At 47.8% G+C, this 18,609-nt stretch carries 17 protein-coding genes; 4 read left to right on the top strand and 13 right to left on the bottom strand.

Annotation, left to right across the window (positions count from 1 at the left end; all coding sequences use genetic code 11):
• Positions 1–9: 9 nt before the first annotated feature.
• The 3 genes from CHI14_RS16140 to CHI14_RS16130 form a co-directional block, all read right to left on the bottom strand.
• Positions 10–774 carry an alpha/beta fold hydrolase gene (locus CHI14_RS16140; protein WP_095289534.1) on the bottom strand — a complete coding sequence of 255 codons (765 nt, stop codon included), beginning with the start codon at positions 772–774 and terminating at the stop codon, positions 10–12.
• A 91-nt stretch (positions 775–865) separates the two neighbouring features.
• Entirely contained in the window at positions 866–1,531 is a 666-nt protein-coding gene (locus CHI14_RS16135; RefSeq protein WP_095289533.1) for a bifunctional 2-keto-4-hydroxyglutarate aldolase/2-keto-3-deoxy-6-phosphogluconate aldolase, read from the bottom strand.
• Between the two features lie 87 nt (positions 1,532–1,618).
• Positions 1,619–2,584, bottom strand: coding sequence for a sugar kinase (locus CHI14_RS16130; RefSeq protein ID WP_095289532.1), 966 nt, complete (start codon positions 2,582–2,584; stop codon positions 1,619–1,621).
• Positions 2,585–2,806: 222 nt separating this feature from the next.
• On the opposite strand from CHI14_RS16130, the gene CHI14_RS16125 reads away from it, so the two are divergent.
• The 3 genes from CHI14_RS16125 to ilvD all read left to right on the top strand — a co-directional run bounded on the left by CHI14_RS16125 (position 2,807) and on the right by ilvD (position 6,217).
• On the top strand, positions 2,807–3,847 hold the full coding sequence (locus tag CHI14_RS16125) for an acyltransferase family protein (RefSeq protein ID WP_095289531.1): 1,041 nt from the start codon (positions 2,807–2,809) through the stop codon (positions 3,845–3,847).
• A 122-nt stretch (positions 3,848–3,969) separates the two neighbouring features.
• Positions 3,970–4,221 (top strand): KGG domain-containing protein, encoded by a 252-nt coding sequence (locus CHI14_RS16120; protein ID WP_095289530.1) that lies wholly within the window; start codon positions 3,970–3,972, stop codon positions 4,219–4,221.
• Between the two features lie 310 nt (positions 4,222–4,531).
• Positions 4,532–6,217 carry a dihydroxy-acid dehydratase gene (gene ilvD, locus CHI14_RS16115; protein ID WP_095289529.1) on the top strand — a complete coding sequence of 562 codons (1,686 nt, stop codon included), beginning with the start codon at positions 4,532–4,534 and terminating at the stop codon, positions 6,215–6,217.
• Between the two features lie 142 nt (positions 6,218–6,359).
• Here ilvD and CHI14_RS16110 read toward each other — a convergent pair whose 3' ends face one another.
• Positions 6,360–7,784 (bottom strand): polysaccharide deacetylase family protein, encoded by a 1,425-nt coding sequence (locus CHI14_RS16110; RefSeq protein ID WP_095289528.1) that lies wholly within the window; start codon positions 7,782–7,784, stop codon positions 6,360–6,362.
• 171 nt (positions 7,785–7,955) lie between these two features.
• On the opposite strand from CHI14_RS16110, the gene CHI14_RS16105 reads away from it, so the two are divergent.
• Positions 7,956–9,152, top strand: a complete 1,197-nt coding sequence (locus tag CHI14_RS16105) for an AI-2E family transporter (protein ID WP_095289527.1) — start codon at positions 7,956–7,958, stop codon at positions 9,150–9,152.
• Here CHI14_RS16105 and CHI14_RS16100 read toward each other — a convergent pair.
• The 9 genes from CHI14_RS16100 to CHI14_RS16060 all read right to left on the bottom strand — a co-directional run bounded on the left by CHI14_RS16100 (position 9,131) and on the right by CHI14_RS16060 (position 18,379).
• On the bottom strand, positions 9,131–10,939 hold the full coding sequence (locus CHI14_RS16100; protein ID WP_249281143.1) for a peptidoglycan D,D-transpeptidase FtsI family protein: 1,809 nt from the start codon (positions 10,937–10,939) through the stop codon (positions 9,131–9,133). The two genes, CHI14_RS16105 and CHI14_RS16100, sit on opposite strands and share 22 nt — an antisense overlap.
• A gap of 132 nt (positions 10,940–11,071) precedes the next feature.
• Positions 11,072–13,312, bottom strand: coding sequence for a methyl-accepting chemotaxis protein (locus CHI14_RS16095; protein ID WP_249281142.1), 2,241 nt, complete (start codon positions 13,310–13,312; stop codon positions 11,072–11,074).
• A 229-nt stretch (positions 13,313–13,541) separates the two neighbouring features.
• A complete protein-coding gene (locus CHI14_RS16090; RefSeq protein WP_095289526.1) occupies positions 13,542–14,870 on the bottom strand; it encodes a peptidase U32 family protein in 1,329 nt (442 codons plus the stop codon).
• A 17-nt stretch (positions 14,871–14,887) separates the two neighbouring features.
• On the bottom strand, positions 14,888–15,817 hold the full coding sequence (locus tag CHI14_RS16085; protein WP_095289525.1) for a peptidase U32 family protein: 930 nt from the start codon (positions 15,815–15,817) through the stop codon (positions 14,888–14,890).
• 15 nt (positions 15,818–15,832) lie between these two features.
• Entirely contained in the window at positions 15,833–16,873 is a 1,041-nt protein-coding gene (gene mltG, locus CHI14_RS16080; RefSeq protein WP_249281141.1) for an endolytic transglycosylase MltG, read from the bottom strand.
• Positions 16,874–16,948: 75 nt separating this feature from the next.
• Positions 16,949–17,263, bottom strand: a complete 315-nt coding sequence (locus CHI14_RS16075) for a DUF1292 domain-containing protein (protein ID WP_095289524.1) — start codon at positions 17,261–17,263, stop codon at positions 16,949–16,951.
• Complete coding sequence (locus CHI14_RS16070) at positions 17,264–17,563, bottom strand: DUF1292 domain-containing protein (RefSeq protein ID WP_095289523.1); 300 nt, start codon at positions 17,561–17,563, stop codon at positions 17,264–17,266.
• Between the two features lie 12 nt (positions 17,564–17,575).
• Complete coding sequence (gene ruvX / locus CHI14_RS16065; RefSeq protein WP_095289522.1) at positions 17,576–17,992, bottom strand: Holliday junction resolvase RuvX; 417 nt, start codon at positions 17,990–17,992, stop codon at positions 17,576–17,578.
• Between the two features lie 126 nt (positions 17,993–18,118).
• Positions 18,119–18,379: an IreB family regulatory phosphoprotein gene (locus CHI14_RS16060; protein WP_024633073.1), complete on the bottom strand. Its 261-nt coding sequence runs from the start codon at positions 18,377–18,379 to the stop codon at positions 18,119–18,121.
• Positions 18,380–18,609 lie beyond the last annotated feature (230 nt).

Here is an 18,609-nt window from a genome sequence, read left to right as displayed (position 1 = left end):
CAGATGTATTTATTGGATACCTTCGAGCCATTCGGTAACCGCCTTTACCGTTTGAGACAACTGCTCTTCACCCGTAATTTCAGGTTCTCCGTCACCACTCTGGTGCCCGTAGTCACCGAACTGAGAGTGGTTTCCTCCTTCAATCGTGTAGTACACCGTGTCTTCCGGCAGATAGGCACGGCCATTCTGATATTTGGTCGCATTAACGACTTCGTCATTCGTCCCCAATATGGAAAGTGCCTGAATGCCCAATGACTTCACGCTGCCTTTTTGATCCGGATAGGACGCCAGGAAAAAGATACCTTGAAGAGCGTCCGGATGGGATGCTGCATAACGGGCAGCCATCGATCCACCCAATGAGTGTCCACCCATGACAAACGATTCGTCCGGATAAGCATTACGAATATCATCTGCCAGATTTTGTTTCAGTACTGCCAGATTGACCGGCATTTTGGCAATGACGGTATGGTGTCCGGCTTTCGCCAACTCGTGAGCCAGCGGAGCGTAGCTTTCCGGTTTCACCAAACCACCCGGATAGAAAATAACACTAATCCCTTCAGGTTTGTCTGGCATAAAATCAATCCAGTTTTCCTGTTCACTCACCGTAACCTGATCCGCTGTTTCCATAGCCTTCTGGGCCATTTCCTGCGGTCCGTACGGGGTAAATAGCTTCCAGGCAACAAACCCGCAGCCAATGACAATGAGCGCCAGAAGTACGAGCAGAAATTTTCCGATGCCCCTCTTCTTGCGCCCTGTATTATACCGGTTCCTCAACTTCAATCACCTTTCTTCACTTACCGCAGGTGCTGCGGCTCTTGGGGAATAGGAGGTCGATTTGAACCTGCTCACATTCCCCGCCTTGCCTCTATTCCGCTTTCGCCTTACGGTAAGCATCCATATATTGTTCCGCCTTGCGGCGAACATGACTTAAATCCCCTGTTTTCATCGCTTCGGAAGTAAGGTCGGACCCGATCCCCACAGCTACGGCTCCTCCCTTGATCCAATCGCCCAGATTGGACAAGGATACTCCTCCGGTCGGCATAAAATTGGCTTGTGGCATAGGCCCTTTCATCGTCTTGATAATGGATGGATCATACAGATTGCCTGGGAACAGCTTCACGATGTCCACCCCAAGCTCAAGCGCACGTTGAACATCGGCAATGGTCATCACGCCTGGCAGAATCGGAATTCGATAGAGATTGCAGATCTGTACAGTATCCGGATTCAGCGATGGTCCGACAACAAACTCAGCACCTGACATGATTGCAGCTCTTGCTGTCTGGGGCTCAAGCACTGTTCCTGCGCCTATAATGGCAAACTTTTCGGGATCCTGTGTGTTCCATTGGTAGACACGGCTCAGTTTCTCGATGGCTTTGAGTGCACTGGGAACCGTCATCGTAATTTCAATCACTTTGATTCCGCCGGCAATGGCTTGCTCGGCCATGGCGATGACCTGATCGGCAGAGTCTGCCCGAAGCACGGCGACTACCCCGTTATCCGTTATTTTTTGCAGCAGCTGAAGCTTCTTCATTTCATTCTCTCCCTTATCAATGTGGTTGTTTATTACAAGCCTTACAATTGAAGAACGAAGATGAGACTTACATGATATCAGCAGCGACTAGCGCTCAACATGGGCGACGTTGTTCAGCTTGGCCTCGACTTGCTCCCACGTCGGTAGCGCCTCCCAATCACCAACGGCCTGTATGACCATGGAGCCAGTTAAGTTCCCGAGCCGGGTAGCTTCCTGCGGAGAGTATCCCTTGAGCAGGCCTGATAGGAAACCTGCACAAAATCCATCACCCGCGCCAACCGTATCCAGCACATGATCCGCCTTGAAGTACGGAACTTCCGTTAGGGTACCATTCACCAATACATAGGTCAAATCCGGTCCGCCTTTTACGATGGAGACGGCATTCAGAGCTGACAAGCGCTCGAATATCTTCTGCTCATCCTGTTCGTTATACAGAAGCTTCATCTCGTCCAGGCCTGGCAAAAAGTAGTCAGCCTGCTCTGCCAGACGAAGCAAAACCGGACGAGCCTGCTCAGCTGACCAGAGTTTAAGACGCAGATTCGGATCAAAACTTACTTTTACACCAGCCTGTTTGGCTATATGTATGGCAGCTTCTACCGTAGACAAACCCGAAGGGCTTATAGCGGCAGTAATACCTGTAACGTGCAAAATCTCAGCCCCGGCAATATAGTCCGGATCCAGATCATCCGGAGTCATCGCACTTGCAGCGGATAGTTTCCTATAATAATGTACAGAGGATTTCCCGGAAGCGTTCTCACGAATCATCAGACCTGTCGGTTCCGCGTCACTCAAGCGTGCTCTGGATACATCTACACCTTCACCACGAATCGCTTTTAAGATCATGGTGCCGATGGGATCCTGACCCAAGCGCCCAAACCAACCACTTGTATGGCCCAGACGGGACACACCGATAGCCAGATTGCTCTCTGCGCCGCCAAACGACTTGTCCAATGAAGCCGCATATTCAAGACCTCTTGTATCCTTGGCTGTCAGCAAACCCATACTTTCACCGAATGTAACAATTTCAGGACTTTGGCGGGTATTCGTTGACATCGTTTCTTAGCCTCCTTAAATTTACAATTCCTCATCTTCTTTTCCCATTGTCATCCTCTATGCAACCGTTGTCAATCCCGCCCGTTCATTTTGTTGTCACAGCTCCGGGAAAGGATAGCGCTTTCCGTTGTGAAATATATCACAATGATTATTACATATTCGTATTACCCTTATGAAAGATACAGATGGCCTCGAGTGTGAGGTCAACAGGAGGGTTACAACATGAACAACCGGACTGGAATCCGTAGTGATCAGGAATCATTTTTTTATAACTTGCGCTTTATGCTTATTGTCTGCGTACTCGTTGGCAATGCTCTTGAACCGCTCATCACACGCTTTGCGGGAGCAGAGGCTCTGTTCCTGTGGATATATACATTTCATATGCCGTTATTCGTATGGGTTACCGGATATTTCGCCAGACATGCTCCTCAGGGTGCACCTGGACGCAAAGTACTTAAACAAATTGCGCTTCAGTACGTTCTGTTTCAATCGTTATATGCTCTAATGGATGCTACGGTGTTCCACACCCCGCACATGAAACTGTCCTTTTTTGCTCCTTATCTGTTGCTGTGGTTTCTGGCCAGCCACTTCTGCTGGAGGCTTCTGCTCAGAGCTACCTTATCGTGGAAGCCGAGCTATCGGCTTATCGCCTCCATTCTGCTGGGAGTAGTGGCGGGTTACTTGCCTGTGGACGGATTTTGGCTCAGCTTCAGCCGAACGTTTGTGTTTCTCCCATTCTTCATGATCGGTTATGACTATGGAGCGTCCATTCGTTCCTATGTGCGAACAGGCTGGGGGCGTCATGCCGCCGCAATATTATCTGCTGGTCTTTTGATATGGATAGGTTTGGGAGGACTCCAGATCTCCACAGGTTGGCTAATGGGCAGCATGACTTATGCTGAACTCGGTCACCATGAATGGTATGCCGGAATATATCGTCTTGCGATTTATGCCCTGGAAATGATCTCGGGAGCACTATTTCTGGCCTGGGTACCTTCTCTTACTTCCAGACTGACCGATATGGGACGGCGTACGCTTTATGTATTTCTCCTGCACGGATTTCTCGTTCGCCTTGTGATTTGGTCAGGGGTTTATAATTATATCGAAAGCGGATTATACATTCCCGTAATCGTTGCTATTGCCGTAATGTTTGCTGTACTGTTGGCCCAACCCGTAGTACTTCATGCCTTTCGGCCCTTAATCGAACCGGATATCTCCCGGTTTTCCCTGCATCGCCGTGAAATATTCAAACGTTCTGCTTGATTGCGCATCTATGCCTTATTCATTTACTCTCTATCGTAACAGCTTGTTTCAGGCTGGAAACAACGTGGTAAGTAGGGATACGCGCTACAAAAAACAACTTATCCCTTAAGGAGTGATTTGTAATGGCACGTTCACAGACAGCTGGACAAAAGATGAGTCGAGAGGAAGCAGGCCGATTGGGTGGCAGAGCCACCTCCAAAAATCATGACCGCAGCTTCTACCAAATGATAGGCAAAAAAGGTGGAGAAGCGACCTCGGATGCTCATGATTCCGATTTTTACAAGGAGATTGGCCGCAAAGGTGGCGAAGCAACCTCCGAAACGCATACCAAAGAATTCTATCGTGAGATTGGACGCAAAGGTGGAAGCAATTAGCCTTTTGCAGCGTCTCTTTTCCGATTTATAACAAAAGTTATATTCCAGTTGAGGAAGCCGAGCTCTATTAAATTGAGATACGGCTTCTTTCTATTGATTGTAGAAATATGACGACGGTTGTGATAGACTCTATAAAAAACCGGGTTGTTCACGGGTTTAAAGCAGCAAAGAACTTCATAAACTACGGGAAGCTCGAAGCCGGCCATGTCGGTTATTTTTTAGAGTACGGATGAAATTAAACGACAGATGCACTGCCATTTATATTTCCATTCATGTTGCTCAATATTATATATTTGGGGGGAAATACACCATGTCAGCCAATAAGATGCGTTCCGATATGATCAAAAAAGGTTTCGACCGTGCACCACACCGGAGTCTGCTCCGCGCAGCGGGCGTTAAAGAAGAGGACTTCGGCAAGCCGTTTATCGCTGTATGTAACTCTTACATTGATATCGTGCCGGGCCACGTTCACCTGCAGGAATTCGGTAAAATCGTAAAGGATGCTATTCGTGAAGCGGGCGGCGTTCCATTCGAATTCAACACCATCGGAGTAGATGACGGAATTGCCATGGGACACATTGGTATGCGTTACTCGCTGCCAAGCCGTGATATTATCGCGGATTCCGTGGAAACGGTTGTATCAGCACACTGGTTCGACGGCATGGTCTGTATCCCGAACTGTGACAAAATCACACCAGGCATGATGATGGGTGCACTCCGCTGCAATATCCCAACTGTATTTGTAAGTGGTGGCCCAATGAAAGCAGGTCGTGACAGCAATGGTAAGGCTCTGTCCCTGACTTCCGTATTTGAGGGCGTAGGTGCCTTCCAGGCTGGTAAAATCGACGATAAAAGCTTGCTCGAGCTTGAACAGTTCGGTTGCCCAACTTGTGGTTCTTGCTCCGGTATGTTTACAGCAAACTCCATGAACTGTTTGGCTGAAGCGATGGGACTGGCTATGCCAGGTAACGGTACCATTTTGGCTGTAGCTCCTGAACGCCGTGAGTTTGTTAAACAATCCGCGAAACAATTGATGGAACTCATCAAACTGGATCTGAAACCACGCGATATCGTTACGGTTGAAGCAATCGACAACGCCTTCGCACTGGATATGGCTATGGGTGGTTCAACCAACACTGTACTGCACACTTTGGCTCTTGCTCATGAAGCAGGCATCGATTATCCAATCGAGCGCATCAATGAAGTGGCTAACCGTGTACCTCACCTGGCGAAGCTTGCACCTGCATCCGACCTGCACATCGAAGATGTACACAATGCCGGCGGCGTAAGTGCAGTTCTAAACGAATTGCTGAAAAAACCAGGCGCGATCCACGCTGATTGTATTACCGTAACTGGTAAAACGATCCGTGAGAACGTAGAGGGACAAGAGATTCAGGATACGAATGTTATCCACAAGCTGGATAACCCGCATTCCGAAAGAGGTGGCCTTGCCGTATTGTTTGGTAACCTTGCACCGGAAGGCGCAATTATCAAAGTCGGTGCGGTTGATGCTTCGGTTGGCGGTTACCACAAAGGACCTGCGATCTGCTTCGATTCACAGGAAGAAGCACTCGAAGGCATCGCGAACGGCAAAGTAAAAGAAGGACACGTTGTCGTTATCCGTTACGAAGGACCAAAAGGCGGACCAGGTATGCCTGAGATGCTTGCTCCAACTTCCCAGATCGTAGGTATGGGACTTGGTGCCAAAGTCGGTCTGATCACAGACGGACGTTTCTCTGGTGCGTCCCGCGGTATCAGTATCGGCCACATCTCTCCAGAAGCAGCAGAAGGCGGTCCAATCGCTTTTGTTGAAGAAGGAGATATCATTGAGCTGGATCTGAACAACCGCATCATCGAGCTGCACATCAGCGATGAAGAGTTCGAACGTCGCCGCGCAGGTTGGAAAGGCTTCGAGCCGAAAGTAAAAACAGGCTTGCTGGCTCGCTATTCCAAACTCGTTACCAACGCAAGTAACGGTGGGGTTTTGAAAATTTAATCCCCTGCAATTTTTCAATTGATTTTGCTATCGGAAGCAAAATACAAAATAAAAGGGTTGCTCCTCTGCCATGATGGCAAGGGAGCAACCCTTTTTGCATTGGTTTTCATGCAATCGAATTAAATATAAATAATCCCTGTTACTAACCTGTTGGTGTGTTTTTCAACTCAGCACCGGCCATTACATCCGTTTCGGCCTCAATCAAATCTGTGTGCATCTGTTCCGTTGTTGCAGCCACAAGAGCATGTTGACCGTAACGCTCCATTAATGTAGCCAGTGGCATGGCAATCATTTTCGGAACCAATTGCTCGGATCGCTGTTTTAGACGCTTGGTTCCTGAAGGATGAATTACGCTGAGCAATAGTTTGAGATACACCTTGGAAGCTGAACTGAAGGGTCCAGGCGGCAGATCCTTAACGGTAAATCCGAATTTCTCCGGTCCCCGATTAATCATGCTTACACCGTACAGTGCTTTGGCAGAACGGAGTTCAGGTTTTGATGCAATCTGCCGAGCCAGATCGGGAAGCTGCTGTTCCATGGCACGAATCATGCGGATGGCCAGATGCATACTGGAGCGCGAGGTCATCCCGAGCTCGAATAATTTTTTATTATCAAAATGAAGTTCAATAACCGGGTCGCCGTTTCGGATGACTTGCCCGTTGCTCATTTCAACCAACGCACCGTGATATACACGGGATCGATAATGAAGCATCGGGTCTTCCGGCGAAGCTGTCCGGAGATGGTACACCCAGTGGAACAGCTTCTCCCAGCCAAGCCATAAAGCAACCACAATTCGTTTCCATGGGGATAATACGGTCTGAGCTTGACTCGTTTTCTGAGATTCACTCACTGTAATGCCTCCTCCCATCAAGGTATCGATGCGTACACTTTGCAATCCCTGCCGATCGGCCTCTTGCAGTACCACTTCCAGTGCCTGAAGCATCTGTTCGGGTGCATGTGCGTCAGCCCCAAGCGTGGTGCCCCGGTCATGCAGCAGCATGACTTCTCCGCCTCTGAGCTCTTTCAGCATGCGTTCCGTCAGTTTCTTCGCTCCGACACGACTTCTCCAATCTTCGAACATGGAGGACCACAGGACAATCTGACGATCCTTTCTGCTGAAAAAATCAAACAGGTTCATAATCCCCCAAGGCGGACGGTAATAACAGGTTCTTACCCCCGTGACTTCCTCTATAATCTGACCTGTTCGCTGGATCTGGTTTTTAACCGTACGCGGCCGCATTAACCAGTTTGTTTTGTGGATATAGTTATGGATTCCGATCAGATGTCCTTGCTCATGAATGTGCTGGATAAGTTCCGGATGACTGGCCGCATGCTCCCCAACCACAAAAAAAGTCGCCTTGGCATCGTATTGCTTCAGCAATTGGAGCAACCTTGGCGTATATACCGGATCGGGACCATCGTCGAATGTCAACGCAAACTGTGTATCGCTTTTACCACGCCTGAACACGCGCAACCCAAAGAGTCTGCTGATCAAACTTGGAATAAAGGCATAAAAAGATGAAATGTACAATGCCCATAAAAATAGGCTCTGAAGTAAATTTGTCATGCTCTGATTCCCCACTTCTCTTGCTGAATGACTGCTCCCATCCAAGTACTATGGAAAATAAATCGCCTTTAATTTTATCACAATTTAAACTTTTCTTGAATCCTGTTTTCCAAAAAACAAGTCAATCGTGTACAATAAATGGAATGAATGACGGATGAAGGAGCCCTGCCCATGCTGCCGCTTTATAGAAAATATGGACGTACTGTTTTTGACATCGCTTTACTTGTGTTAACTGTATATTTGGTCATGTATGGCTTTAGCCGATTGTATCAACTGGCTGCACCTGTGTTTCTTTCATTTATCGTATACTGGATGATTGAACCACTGGCCCGTTTTTTGCATCGCCGAGGACTGCCCAAAACAATGGGAGCGGCGATATCCGTTTTGCTTTTTCTAGCACTGATTGTTGCTGCCTTTTTTGGCGTGGGTCTGATTATCATTTCTCAAATATCCAATCTGCAGGATAACTTCCCTCGATACGTAGAGCTGCTGCAGAGCGAGTTCACCAATCTCGCCTACTTTCTTCAGGACAAGTGGAACGCACTTCCTCCTGGTATTATTGAGAAGATAAACGATTATTTTGCAACACTTACCGGTTTCCTGTCCAGCTGGGTGACCAGTGGCGCACAATTCATTATTGGATTTCTCAGTTCATTTTCATCATTTATCACAAACTTTGGGATTGCAATCATTCTTGCCTTCTTTCTCAGTATCGAGATTGAATCCTGGCGCAAGTTTGCCCGTGCCAAGACACCGAAAACATTGAAGCTCGCTTTGGCTTTTATGCGCAACCATGTCTTCAAAACCATTCGTTCGTACTTGAAGGCACAGATGATCATGATGCTAATCACCTTTGTATTGATCTATGTTGGACTGCTCATTCTTGGAACCAATAATGCCTTTACGATCGCTGCAGTCTGTGCAGTATTTGATCTCGTGCCTCTCCTGGGAGTTCCGGTTATATTTATCCCATGGATTGTCTATCTCTTCATCGTAGGGAACAGCAGCTTGGCCATTGGTTTAATCGTCGTTCTCGTGATTACAATGCTGACACGCCAGCTGCTTGAACCGAAAATATCCGGCAACTCGATCGGGGTGTCTTCCGCATACCTGATGCTTTCATTTATGCTGATCTCACTCTCCATATTCGGCATTGCCGGAGTTGTACTATCTCCAGTACTGCTGATTTTGCTAAAGGAACTGCTGCAGCAGGGCTATTTACAGCGGTGGATCCATCTGCCCAAGGATGAATTCGATTCTTCTCCATTAGTTATGGATACGCCTGTGGGTGAAGCCGCGGGCGTGAACACAGAATCATCTGCCGAAGCTTCAGTGCAGACCGAAGATCAGGAAGATTCTGCCAAGTAATCCATCACACGGCGAAAGACATCTGTAGCCTGGTGATGTCCGCCTGGTGTAACATTCTGGACCAGAACCGCAACCGCATATCGTGGCTGTTCTACAGGGCCATATCCGATAAACCATTGATGATTACGTTTCCGTCCTCTCTGCTCCACTTGAGCGGTACCCGACTTCCCTGCAACGTGCCACCGTGCATGCTGCAGGGTTTTTCCGGTTCCATCCGTTACAACCTTACGCATCCACCTAAGAAGCTGATGAGAGGTTGCGGGAGTGATCTGACCGGCTTGTGAAGGCGAATGTTGCGTAGGTATCTCAAGCATCACATCACCATCAGCATATCGGATACGCTGAACAAGCCGCGGCGCGTGAACACGGCCATCATGAAGCAGGGTCACAATCAGATTTGCCGCCTGTAACGGGGATACGCGGGTATCTCGCTGACCAATGGCTGTCTGAACCCGGGCTCCTTCATCCTCCGAGGAGACTGTTGTTGTTCGTACACGCCCTGCATCTTCGTGATCAAAATGACGCAGCACCGGCATGCCGGCTACATCCTTCTTCTCCCAGCCGATGGTCCTTGCCAAGCCCAAAGCATCGGCAGTTCGCTCCAATTGCTCCATACTGAGACGGCGGGCTGTTTCGGCAAAAACAATATTACAGGACTCAGCGAAGCCCTGTTCCAGTTTCAGATCACCATGTCCATGTTCTTTCCAGCAGGACAACCCATACTTTCCCCATTCTCCACCACAATGAAAGGTTTCCTTGGTTGAAACAGCTTGTGATTCCAGCGCCGCTGCCGCCGTAACTATTTTGAATATCGATCCGGGGACAGCACTCTGTACAGCCCGATTCGCCCAGGAGGAGTTGGCCGGATCCACATGCAGCGGATCATAAAATGGAACTGAGACCATTCCGCGTACATCTGCATTTGCCGTATCCAATACAACAATCGCTCCCTCTTCCATACCCGCTTCCTCTGCAATCTGTTCTATTCCTTCCTGTATGTCTGAATCGACTGTAGTCTCTACCTTTAAAGGATAGTGACTGTTTCTCGGGGCAATTACCCTTGGTTCGTATTCGGGAATAATCTCTCCTGTGCCAGTAACCATTCGAGTCAGCAGGGTTGGCCCCATGCCCATCAATAGGGGATCAAGCGTCCTTTCCAGTCCAGCTGCCCCCGACTTCAGCGCAAAAGGTTGTTTTACTTCAACTGTATGATGATCTCTCACGCTCAGAACTTCAGGTTGTTCAGCCAGGTAACCTAACCATTGCCTTCCTGTATGGCTCTTGTCATAACGTGACATCACAGGGTATACACTGGCTCCATCCCCTTCGAATTCCTGAAGTTTTGCTAGTTGGGCCTTGTCCAATACCATGGGTTGATGCGTGCCTGCTGTCCAGAAATGAGGAGCGTCTCCCTGCTCCCACTCTTTCATTAGGTGTGTTGTATCCGTATGTAGTATGGCTGCCAGCCGCTTCAATCTGACGTTTGTCGTATTCATCAGGGATTGGACATGCCTATGTCCAGAGTGCGGAAAAAGCACAACTCCCCACTGCAGGCTTCCTGTCAGTGATTTTCCCTTACGATCTGTGATTTGTCCTCGGCCTGAATCAAGCATAACGCCCCGTTCACGCTGCAAAACAGACATCTCACGAACCGTTCGCTGAAATCCCGGCATGACTCGATTCACCTGAACCATCTGAATCCACCCGAGACGAAGGATAAGGATTACAAAAATGACGGTCAGGAAGACACAACCCATATAAATTCTTCTTTTTAGTTGTACACGCATGCTTCCTTATCCCCCTTCTTCCTTTTTCTGCATAGTATGCTTCTTCGCATCTGGAATTATCCGGAAAACAGCAACAAACCTGCTCCAGAAACGGAACAGGTTTGTTGAAGATTTCACGATTTTTGTATTTGATTATACCGTAAAGCGTGACAGCGTATTTTTCAGTTCAGTGGATACATTCTCCAGCTTGTCGGACAAGTTCACCAACTGGTTGCTGATATTCTGCTGCTCGCTGCTCAAGGAAGCCACTTCTTCGGAGGTTGCAGAGGATTCCTCGGCAACTGCGCTTACATTACTCATCGCCTCAGACAATGTACCTTGAGACTTGCTCAGATCCCCGATGGAGTCCGTTACCATGCCCAGCTTCTCTACAAATGCCCCCATCTGCTGTTGAACCGAAGCAAAGATCACATTGGTATCTTTAACGGCATCCATTTGCTCCCGGAATAAAGGATTGACATTGGACAATGCGGCCACCGTTTCGTTCATCTCATGCATGATTTTATCGGTAATCTCGCCCACCATGTCAATGGACTGTCTGGATTGCTCGGCGAGTTGACGAACCTCACCAGCAACAACCATGAATCCGCGTCCGGCTGCACCGGCACGTGCCGCTTCAATGGTAGCATTCAGTGACAGAATATTCGTCTGCTTCGTAATATTCTGCAGCACATCCAGAACCTTCAGAACGGAAGATGTACTCTCTTTCAGGGAGTCCACCTTGTTCACCAGAGCACCGATCATCTCTTCGGTCTTCTGTGTCTTCATCATTAACTGATTCAAGTGCTGTGTGCCTGTCTCACTGGACTGCTCGACATGACGGGCGGATTGCCCCATCTCCTCGTTCGCGGCAACAACGCTCTGCATCTGACGTGAGATATTATCGGTCAACTCATTACCACGCTCGGCTTCCGTAGCCAGGCTGCTTGCACCACCGGCAATCTCTTCCGTGGCTACTGCAATCTCCGATGCAGAAATAGCTGTCTTCTTGGATGCATTGCTTAGCTCGGAAGCGGTATCCAGCACCTCCTGTGCGGAACGATTTGTTTGCTCAACCAGCTTCGTGATCTGTTCCATCATCAGATTGAAGGCTGCTGACAATTGACCAATCTCATCCTTGGAGGTAAACGGTGTACGTACCTTCAGATTTCCTTTGGCACCTTCCTGCATGAGGTCCTTCAATCTGCCCAGTGGACGGGCAATCATACGTACCATCCATACCCCAATCAGTACCGCAATTGCCGCATCGACCAATGCCATCCACAAGGTCAGTGTCAAAATGCCTTTGGCATCCTTCACCAGCATTGAAGTAGGTACCATTCCAATCAATTTCCAATCCGACGTTTCCATCGTACTGTAAACCACAAGCATATCGGTAGATTTCCCATCAACCGCATACTCTGCATTGGTACTGCCCGTCTGTTCAGTCAAATCTCCGTAAAACGCGAGCTCAGTCTCCTTACCTGTGCGGTCAGCAATCGTTGAGGCAACAACTTTTTTATCCGGAGCAATGAGCTGAATTACAGCTCCCTCTCCCAGATTAAGCGATTTCAACTGTTCTTCCAAAACTTCCAGTTTCAACTCAATCACCAGGACATAAGATTGGTTCGTCCCCTGCAGGTTTTTCATGGAACGGGCAATTCGGAACGTTGGCGCACTTCCGTCTTCTTTAATTTCTGTTGGAAGCCAGCGATATCCACCGGATTGTACTATTTCGTCATACCAAGCTTCACTGCGAATATCACCCATGGAAGCACTGCTGCTGCCCGTTCCCATGGTGGACTTGTTTTCGTCCGTTGGTACCAGATAAATCGCTTCCATAGATTTATTTGTAAAAGCAACATTGGATAGCTGTTTATTGATGGAGCTTGAATTGATGAACATGTCATATGCCGTCAGATCCTTATTAGACATGTTTTGCAACAAGGATTGCATTTCCGGATCAAAGAAGATCTGGGTTGACGTATCCACAAAACGCTCCAGGATGATATCCATTTTTTCTTTGGTTTGATCAATCGTTTCCTGGTTTGCCCGGGAGGCATTTTCCTCAATGGTGTTTTTGGCTTTCGAATAGGATAATAGACCCAAACTAATAACAAAAATCATAATCCCCGCAAAAAAGATTAAGAATAGTTTGACCCCTACCGATTTAACCGGATTTGCCTTCCTGACCTGAGTTAACGTTGTCCCTCCCATCTTATTCCACTGGATCTTTTTCCAATCCAGCTTAAATGGCTTCTTGTTCGATGGTTTTTCCGTCTTGCTTTTAAAGAAGCTCATTTTCTTAAACTTTTGCTCTCTCGGTTTTTTTTCCTTCACTGGTTTCTTCACCTTTTCCCCACTGTCCTTCTGCTTCTTTTGAACCAATCCCATTCACCTGCCAGTTTGCTAGTTGTTTTTCTTTCTCTCCCCTATAAATATGTAATATTCGACAGTTTTCCCCTTTCCCCTTTTGTTTTTAAAAAATATTTTGCAACTTTTTTCCTATTTTTCTATAAAAAAAAGCCCCCCATATACCGATATACGGAGGGCTAAATCATTCGATTCATAACAACATATTGTTAATTCATAACACAATTTTGTTGTTGATAGGTCATTTAACCTATTTCTTTTTTCTCATCATATCAAAATACGATACAGGCTGGTCTACCTTCATTTTGATCAACTGCAATGGGTGTCGTGCTGCGTCCAATACATTGCCTTCTTCATCCTGAATTTCACCTACAACCTGTTTGAAAAAGGTGCCGTTTGGACCGAAAAATTCAATTTCTTGTCCAGGCTTGAAATGATTCCGCTGCTGAATGGTAGCCATTCCTGTAGCTGCATCATAGTCCATAACCAATCCGGCGAAATCATAAGGAACTGCTTTTTCTTCCGGCTCATAGATGTGATCCTCATGATCCGGTGTATCGTAGAAAAATCCGGTGTTTAACGGACGGTTGGCAGCCTTGTTCATCTCTTCGACCCATTCCGGCTTCAACACATAGTTTTCCGGATCAGCCATGTAAGCATCGATTGCTTGACGATACACGTTCACGACAGTAGCCACATAGTGGATCGACTTCATGCGACCTTCAATTTTGAAGCTATCCACACCCACATCAATCAACTCGGGAATATGGCCGATCATGCACAGATCTTTCGATCCCATAGAGAACGAATTATCCTGTTCCTGGAACAGGGGCAGCTGGTTTTCTCCCAGCTTGAAGGGTGCCGGAGCCTGCATCTGCATTTCTTCCTCGCTTACCCACACCGCGTCTTCTCTGGCATCTTCAAACAAATCATATTTCCAGCGGCAGGATTGGCAGCAGCCCCCCCGGTTGGAATCCCGATCTGTAAAGTGATTGGAGAGTACACAGCGTCCGGAATAGGAGGAACACATTGCCCCATGAATGAAGGCTTCAATCTCGATATCGACATTCGCCTTGATCTCTTCGATCTCCTCGAAGCTGGTTTCACGCCCCAGAACCACACGCGGGAGCCCCTCGTCTTTCCAGAACTTCACGGCTTGCCAGTTCAGTGTAGACTGCTGTGTACTTAGATGCACCTCAAGGCCGGGTACAGCCCGCTGAGCGACTTCAATAATCGCCGGGTCTGCCACGATTACGGCTGCGATACCCGCATTGTACAAGTTTTGCAAATATGCCTCAATGCCTTCAATGTCTTCATTGTGTGCATAGATATTGGTAGCCACAAATACCTTGGCGCCGTATTTACTCGCAAATTCCACACCTTCACGCATTTCTTCAAAGCTGAAGTTGTCCGCATTGGAACGAAGTCCATAGGCTTGTCCGCCAATATACACAGCGTCTGCGCCATAATGAATCGCAAATTTGAGTTTTTCCAGATTACCCGCCGGAGCAAGAAGCTCCGGTTTGTCCAGACGGTTACGTTTACCCGAGAACTTCCGCTGTACCGCCACTGTTTCCATTTCGTTCACCTCGTCTATTAATACACCTGTTCTTTGTAGAAAAAGCCAAATGACAGCTCCCGTTCAGGATCCTGCAATTGGCGGACCTCATCCAGCCACTCATCCGAAAAAGCATATGCATCCGCATCTGCTGCATAACAATCAATAGCTCTCCGGTATGCCCGGACAACAGCCTCATTATAAACCAGCGGTTTGAGAATACCTTCAATCTTGAAGCTATGAACACCTGCCTCCATCAACAGATGTAGATCCTCCAAAATGCAAATATCTTCAGAGCTCATAATGTGCGTACCGTTGACATCTTCATAAATCGGGAACTTCTCATCCCGGCGTTCTGCCTCAATCAGAAATAATCCGCGTTCTTTACCAAGGTTCCCCTCTACCGGGCGCCCCTGATGAGCCATATAACTTTGGACCAGACTGCGTTTGGAATGGTAAATATTCGTCATGCCATGCACCTGGACCTGAGCTTCAACCTTTAGAAAAGGAACCATCTCCGTCAGCTCATCCATATTCAGCTCTCTGGCGAGTACAACGCGACTGGCACCTTTATTGCCCCAATAGTTGGCCGTTGCGTAGTTCGTTGAAGTCATCTCCGCATTCCAGTGCAGCTGGATATGGGGAGCATACTCCTTAATCGCAGCCAGCACGGATGGATCGTTAAATTCCACGGCATGAACCCCAATGCTGCCCAGAGCCTGAACATATTCAGGCAGCTCCTTCAACAGCTCGTTGGACATCAAGTTATTCATGGATACATAGACACGAGCCTGATGTTTGGCAGCAAGGGCAACCACTTCAGCTGTCTCTTCCACAGTGAAACTGCCAGGTAAACGCATGCCGAAGCGATCATCCCCAATTAACAAGGCATCTGCTCCGGCCTGTAGCAGTACTTCTGCTTCATTTACATTTGCTGCCGTAACCAGCAGTTCATGTTTCTTACTCATATACATCCCCTCCGCTTATTGCGCAGCCTTACTTTTGGCTATATTTTGCTGATGTTCCTTATACGTTTTGGCAAACAGGTGCCCGGATGAGCCATCCTTCTTCGTAACATAGAACAGGTAGTCTGAAGCTTCCGGTGCCAGAGCCGCCTCAATGGATTCCAAACTCGGGCTTGCAATCGGCCCTGGCGGCAGTCCCTTGTTCAGATATGAATTGTATGGACTTTGCACCTTCAAGTCTTTGAACAACAATCGTGCCTTGGGCTTGTCCAGCAAATATTGAACGGTCGCATCAATCTCCAGCTTCATGTCCTGCTTGATCCGGTTATCAATAACACCTGCAACCAGCGCACGTTCCTCATCCACCACAACTTCTCGCTCCACAAGGGAAGCGATCGTAAGCAGCTCATGCAAAGAAAGATTGCGGGCTTTCAGTTTGGATTCCATATCCGGTATGGTATTGATTTTGGTCTGAAATTCTTCAAGCATTCGCTGCATGACGTCATGGGTGGAGCTGCCCTTTTTGAGCTCATAGGTCTCAGGGAACAAATATCCCTCCAGGACGTAACGAAGTTCTTCATCCACAGGAATGTCCTTAATGATATCGACATCAAAAGAAGACGGATCATTCGCCAGCTTGATGAATTCCTCACGATCTACGACACCTTCTGCAGACAATTTATCCGCCATTTGCAGCACGGTATATCCTTCAGGAATCGTAAATTTTACCATTTCTTCGGGTACCACTTCACCGCTGTTCAGCTTGCTAATAATCTCATCGTATGACACGCCAGGATTCATCGAATATGTACCTGCCATAAAACTCGATCCTTGCTTCTTCCATTTCAAATATCCCTTGAAGGCTAAACCGCTTCGAATCAGTCCCTCTTGTTCCAGCTGATCGGCAATTTGGGATGTCCCTGATCCGCTTTTGATCTCGAATACGACTGGATCTGTCGAAGCCGCAACGGGACGCATCATGTTCCAGACCGCAGCACCCGCTCCTCCAGCTGCAATCACAATGATAAGCAGAACGACTATTATGGCTTTCCCTTTCAAAAAAGACACAACTCCTTTACACAACCAAAAAGAGCGGACTTCTCCGCCCTTCCGGTTTCTTCAATTTGAAGCTGGTTAATCTTCGTCAATAGGGAGGGTACACTCATCGTACAATTCCGAGATGTTCTCCCATTCATCGTCATCATCAATCGTAACTAACTCCGGCATGATCTGGTCTTCGCTTCCCGGCAATACCCGCAGAAGTTCAACCTCGTCATAAGGACGCAATGAACTGCGGAGTACCGCGTACTGTTGACCATGCACTTCAAACTCAGCCAACAAGTCATACGGTTGCGATTTACCGTTCTCTTCCTCGAGCTCAACATGAGCACCGAATGCCAGACGCAGTGAATCTGTCCATTTCAGGTCTTTGCGGCTATATTCCGTCATTTAGTTCGCTTCCTCTTCATCTTCAGCTAAAAATGTATTAAACGTCTCCTCGACAATATCCCATTCGGCATCATCTTGGATGACGAAAAGTTTAATATCGTCGCCATCTTCTTCGTAACGGAATGCATATACATCCGTTTCGCCATCTTCAGGTTCAACCGGAGCAACCATCATATACTTGGCCTCCGACCCATCCACTTCAAACTTCATGATGACTTCGAATTCTTCTTCATTGCCCTCGTCATCCGCGATGTAAATAATCTCCGATTCTTCTTCCATACCCAGTCGATCTTCAGCCATTGTTGATCCCCCTCACCTTTTACTGTTCGCATCCAAATAATTTTGCAAAATCAAGCTTGCGGCCATTTTGTCCACAACCTGCTTGCGTTTTTTCCGACTGACATCCGCTTCAATCAGCGTTCGTTCTGCTGCCATGGTTGTCAGCCGTTCATCCCAAAGGTGAACAGGTAAATTCAGTTCGCCCCGCAGGCGTTCGGCAAAAGCAATGCAAATTTCACCACGCGGCCCTACGGTGCCGTTCATGTTTTTGGGGAGCCCAACAACGATCTCGCTGATTTCGTGCTCACGCACAAGTTCAGCAATGCGACCGAACTCACCTTCATCCCGGCGGCGTTCAAGCACTTCTAATCCCTGGGCAGTCCAACCGAAGGCGTCACTAACGGCAACTCCGATTCTTCGGTCCCCATAGTCCAAACCTAATATTTTCATCCATGCTCTCCCATCCTCAAGCCCGTGCGGGAAGATAAGTTCCTTCCCTTCTCAAGCTTCAGGCTGTCTTCTGTCGGTTCATTTCCCGCTGCATGCATGGCTGCATCACAGCGGAAGCGGTATACATTACCGGTGATTGGCCAGGTAGGAACGTACAAGCTCTTCAATCAGCTCGTCGCGCTCCTTTTTCCGGACCAGACTGCGTGCGTTGTTATGACGAGGAATGTATGCAGGGTCTCCCGAAATGAGATACCCGACAATCTGGTTGATTGGATTATACTCCTTATCCACCAGTGCATCATACACCGTGAGAAGAATCTCTTTGGAGGATGCTTCCTGCTCGTCAGCTTTCACATTAAATTTAACCGTCTTATCCATGGAGTCCATTGATGACACCTCGCTCCTGCATGAACATGGGGACCATGTCCTGCCGAATTGATTTCTGCTTATATAATAACATATTCTGACTGCCACGAGTAAATAAAGGAGAATGCAATTGTGTTTTTTGCTTGTCCGTTATTGACTTCAGCATGCTGCATAATTCGATTCCACTCGCTCCCGGGAACAAAATATAGCCGAATAGAACCATTTCGAGCTATATTTTGGCCATCGAAAGC

Source organism: Paenibacillus sp. 7516, assembly GCF_002272715.1.
In the GTDB taxonomy this organism is placed as follows: Bacteria; Bacillota; Bacilli; order Paenibacillales; family Paenibacillaceae; genus Paenibacillus; species Paenibacillus illinoisensis_A.
This window is presented reverse-complemented; position numbering and strand designations above follow the sequence as displayed.

Excerpts from the sequence above, each read along its gene's own strand:
- CHI14_RS16125 (WP_095289531.1), top strand. The coding sequence starts at position 2,807 with ATGAACAACCGGACTGGAATCCGTAGTGATCAGGAATCATTTTTTTAT.
- CHI14_RS16095 (WP_249281142.1), bottom strand. The coding sequence starts at position 13,312 with ATGGGATTGGTTCAAAAGAAGCAGAAGGACAGTGGGGAAAAGGTGAAG.
- CHI14_RS16085 (WP_095289525.1), bottom strand. The coding sequence starts at position 15,817 with ATGAGTAAGAAACATGAACTGCTGGTTACGGCAGCAAATGTAAATGAA.
- CHI14_RS16100 (WP_249281143.1), bottom strand. The coding sequence starts at position 10,939 with ATGCGTGTACAACTAAAAAGAAGAATTTATATGGGTTGTGTCTTCCTG.
- CHI14_RS16070 (WP_095289523.1), bottom strand. The coding sequence starts at position 17,563 with ATGGCTGAAGATCGACTGGGTATGGAAGAAGAATCGGAGATTATTTAC.
- CHI14_RS16110 (WP_095289528.1), bottom strand. The coding sequence starts at position 7,784 with ATGACAAATTTACTTCAGAGCCTATTTTTATGGGCATTGTACATTTCA.
- CHI14_RS16120 (WP_095289530.1), top strand. The coding sequence starts at position 3,970 with ATGGCACGTTCACAGACAGCTGGACAAAAGATGAGTCGAGAGGAAGCA.
- ilvD (WP_095289529.1), top strand. The coding sequence starts at position 4,532 with ATGTCAGCCAATAAGATGCGTTCCGATATGATCAAAAAAGGTTTCGAC.
- CHI14_RS16075 (WP_095289524.1), bottom strand. The coding sequence starts at position 17,263 with ATGACGGAATATAGCCGCAAAGACCTGAAATGGACAGATTCACTGCGT.
- CHI14_RS16130 (WP_095289532.1), bottom strand. The coding sequence starts at position 2,584 with ATGTCAACGAATACCCGCCAAAGTCCTGAAATTGTTACATTCGGTGAA.
- CHI14_RS16090 (WP_095289526.1), bottom strand. The coding sequence starts at position 14,870 with ATGGAAACAGTGGCGGTACAGCGGAAGTTCTCGGGTAAACGTAACCGT.
- CHI14_RS16135 (WP_095289533.1), bottom strand. The coding sequence starts at position 1,531 with ATGAAGAAGCTTCAGCTGCTGCAAAAAATAACGGATAACGGGGTAGTC.
- ruvX (WP_095289522.1), bottom strand. The coding sequence starts at position 17,992 with ATGAAAATATTAGGTTTGGACTATGGGGACCGAAGAATCGGAGTTGCC.
- CHI14_RS16105 (WP_095289527.1), top strand. The coding sequence starts at position 7,956 with ATGCTGCCGCTTTATAGAAAATATGGACGTACTGTTTTTGACATCGCT.
- CHI14_RS16060 (WP_024633073.1), bottom strand. The coding sequence starts at position 18,379 with ATGGACTCCATGGATAAGACGGTTAAATTTAATGTGAAAGCTGACGAG.